Annotated in this window: 4 protein-coding genes and 1 pseudogene; 1 reads left to right on the plus strand and 4 read right to left on the minus strand. The window is 29.7% G+C overall.

Annotation, left to right across the window (positions count from 1 at the left end; genetic code table 11):
• From ACTG3S_RS11325 to ACTG3S_RS11335, 3 genes and pseudogenes are all read right to left on the minus strand, one after another.
• Positions 1 to 255 (minus strand): annotated as a pseudogene (locus tag ACTG3S_RS11325) (hypothetical protein); the annotation flags it as partial.
• Complete coding sequence (locus ACTG3S_RS11330; RefSeq protein ID WP_439129466.1) at positions 255 to 914, minus strand: hypothetical protein; 660 nt, start codon at positions 912 to 914, stop codon at positions 255 to 257. The gene ACTG3S_RS11330 and the pseudogene ACTG3S_RS11325, both read right to left, overlap by 1 nt.
• A gap of 47 nt (positions 915 to 961) precedes the next feature.
• A complete protein-coding gene (locus ACTG3S_RS11335) occupies positions 962 to 1,930 on the minus strand; it encodes a stage II sporulation protein M (protein WP_439129467.1) in 969 nt (322 codons plus the stop codon).
• A gap of 22 nt (positions 1,931 to 1,952) precedes the next feature.
• Between ACTG3S_RS11335 and ACTG3S_RS11340 the strand changes: the two genes are divergently transcribed.
• Positions 1,953 to 2,765, plus strand: coding sequence for an RDD family protein (locus tag ACTG3S_RS11340; protein ID WP_439129468.1), 813 nt, complete (start codon positions 1,953 to 1,955; stop codon positions 2,763 to 2,765).
• 5 nt (positions 2,766 to 2,770) lie between these two features.
• On the opposite strand, the gene ACTG3S_RS11345 is transcribed toward ACTG3S_RS11340, so the two are convergent.
• Positions 2,771 to 3,441: MFS transporter (locus ACTG3S_RS11345; protein ID WP_439129469.1), on the minus strand; the 671-nt coding region annotated here is incomplete at its 5' end.

Raw genomic sequence — 3,441 nt, forward strand, 5'->3', positions numbered from 1 at the left:
GTTTTTAATTAATACATAGTTGTTAACTTCTGTAGAATCTAAATTGTAATTAAAAATGGCATAATCGTAAAAGTTTTCTTTGATAAAAGTTACTTTTTGATCTTTAAACAATTCTGGAGCTTCGTTGGCAATAATATAAGTGCCAAAAGGAGATTTTTCTGTCTCTCTATAGTTTTCTTTCCAGTTTGTTTTTTTACAACTGGTGGCCACCAATAAAAGTAGGAGTGTGGCGGATATTATTTTAAAAACTTTCATCATTTTTGAATAGAATTTTTAAATGATGTATATTTCTTTTCGATATTTGAAAAGTCGGAAGGGTTTACCTCAAATTCGCCATACCAAACATAGGTATAAATGTAAGATAAATACGAAAATTGCTCTCTTACCTTCCCTTTTTCAAGCTCAAATTTATACTCTGTATTGGTTTTATCTTTATGATAGTCTATCAACTTATGTGTGGATAAAGTTTTTAAAACGATTAAATAATAGTAACGAATTGCTAACCTATAATTATTATTATTTTTAGCTTCTTGTAAAAGTTTTTCTAAATCAACTTCATGAATATCTTCTTCTTCATACACTAATTTTTCTGGTTTTTTGGTACCTTTTTTATTAAAATTAAAAAAACCAATTTGAGAACCTAAGGCAATTTTAAGCACTAAAAAAACAATAAAACCTCCTAATAAAAATGGAAAAATGGTTTGTAAAAAAGAACCTACGGTTTTTAAAAAACTAAAATCGATATTGTTTTTAGGTGGTGTTGGTGTGTTTTCTTTATAAATAAAGTCTTTGTCATTGTATTTTTCTTGTAAACTGTCTTTAAAAACACGTTTCTTTTCAAAATCGATATTTTTTACATAGACAATGGTGTCTTTCGGTTTTACAATGCTGTCAGTAGCTATTTCTTGTCCCACAAGTTGGCAAGATATCCACAGAAAAAAGAAACATACAATTTTTTTTATCATGAACGCAACTGGTGTTTTTTGGCTACTTTAAAAGGCAGTATTAAATAATAGTAACCAATGGTTGCCAAACTGAATAAGATAATTGCAAAGCAGAAAAAAGTAGGCATAATGTTAGAATATCGAGTAACATAACCTTCTAAAAAGGCAGCTGCGATGGTAAAAGGAATGGTGCTAATAAAAATATAAAACGCATCTCTAACACCTTTTTTAAAAGACTGAAACCTTTTTAAAGTACCAGGAAATAAAATACTTGCGCCAATAATATAACCCGTAGCAGCTTCTATAATAATTCCGAAAATTTCGTAAGTTCCATGGATCCAAATACCTTTAATACTGTCAAAAAAACTATTTTGTTGGTAAAAAAATGCTTGAAAAACAGCCACCATAATTCCGTTTACAACTACATAATAGCCTGTACCTAAGCCTAAAAATAAGCCCGATAAAAACATATTTAAGCCCACTCTTTGGTTGTTGTTGTAAATACCAATAAAAGTGCCCCAATTGGTGCCGCCTTTGTAAATAGCCATGGCATCTCCATTGGCGATGTTTTCTAAGGTTTGATCTACATATTCGTTTCCTAAAATTTGTCTGGCAAAACTCTCGTCGTTAAACGTAGAAAGCAATCCTATAAAAAAGCAGATAAAAAAGAAAATAAAAGACAAATAAATGTATTTTCTATATTGATAGGCGAGTAGTGGTACTTTGTCAAAAAAGAAATATAAAAAAACATTTTGATCTCTTCTTTTGGCATGATACACCTTGTCAAAACTATTTTTTGCAAGCTTATTTAAATAGGTAGTAGCCTTACTTTTAGGGTAATAGGTTTGTGCATACACCAAATCATTCATGATTTTTATATGCAGGTTGGCTATCTCGTCTGGACTTTTTTCTTTTTTATTTGAAATTACTTGTTCAAATTCAAGCCATTTTTCTTTATTTTGCTTTATAAAAGCGACCTCTCTCATTTAGAGCGAATTTAACTATTGCATGAAAACACTCCAAATAAAAACAGCACAAAATGTAAATATTAGTTTTACGGTTGCAAATGCAGGCCAACGCTTATTAGCCTTTTTGTCTGACAATGTTATAAAATTCGCTTATTTGTATTTTGTTATGTATGTTTTCGATTTTCAAGCCATAGAAAAAGTGTTTTCTGGCGATAACTGGACTATACAAGCTATTAGTATTTTAGTATTGTTACCCGTTACTTTTTACACTTTATATTCAGAAATTTTAATGGATGGACAAACTTTAGGTAAAAAGCTTTTAAAGATTAAGGTGATTAATGAAGATGGTTTTAAACCAGCTGTAACCGATTATATCATCCGTTGGTTTTTACGTATTGTAGACTTTAATTTGTTTATTTTATTAGCTGTGTATGTGTATGCAGACAACTCTAGAAATAGTGAACTTTTGATGGTTTTACTTTTTATTGTTGGTAAATTAGTAGGTTTATTATTGATTGTTTTTACCGATAAGAATCAACGTTTTGGAGATATCATAGCCAATACTGTAGTGGTTTATTTAAAAGACGAAGCCAAATTTTCGGATACTATTTTAGAAGATTTAACAGCCACTTACAAACCTACATACCCAAATGTGATTCAATTGTCTGACAATGATATCCGAATTATTAAAGATACTTTTAAATCTGCCAAAAAATACAACGATTATAAAACCTTGATAAAACTACGCACAAAAATTATAGAAGTTACAGGAATCGTTTCTAAACATAAAAGTGATTCTGATTTTATAGCTACTGTTTTAAAGGATTATAATTTCTACACACAAAAAATGTAATAGGATTAATTAATTTTTTTTCTGAAAGAAAATAATAAAATCATAGAAATACAACCACAAATTAAGAAGCCCACAAATAGAGGATAGGCTGTAACTACCACAAATTTACCAATAAAACCAGCAATAGGAACTGCCATAATTGTAGATACAAAACCATTTATTGCAGAGCCAATTCCTGCAATATGGCCAATGGGTTGCATTGCTAAAGAACGTAAATTTCCGAATAAAAAGCCAATGGCAAAAAACTGAAGTAGAAAAGAAAGAACCAGTATTTCAATGGGCGGATTTACTTTTCCGTAAAAAAAAAGCACGTACAATAACGAAACGATCGTAAACATAGACAGGAAAAAAATAACCAATTTTTTCATGCCAAATTTCATTACCACAGTTCCATTTATAAAAGTAGCAAAGCCTACAGAAATTGCCATGGCGCCAAATATATAGGGAAATTCGTCTACCAAACCATATTGTTCTTGAAAAATCTGTTGCGAAGTTCCTAAAAACACCATAAAAGAACCAGTAATAAAACCACTTAAAAAAGTGTATAGTATAGCATCATTATGTTTTAGAAATTCTGAAGTACCTGTTCTAAAAATAGACCATCTAAACTTTTTTCTATAGATTTCTTTCAACGTTTCAGGTTGTCTTTTATAAAACCATAAAATTATAAAAGTTC

Origin of the sequence: Polaribacter sp. (genome assembly GCF_965656025.1) — a bacterium.
GTDB lineage: Bacteria > Bacteroidota > Bacteroidia > Flavobacteriales > Flavobacteriaceae > Polaribacter.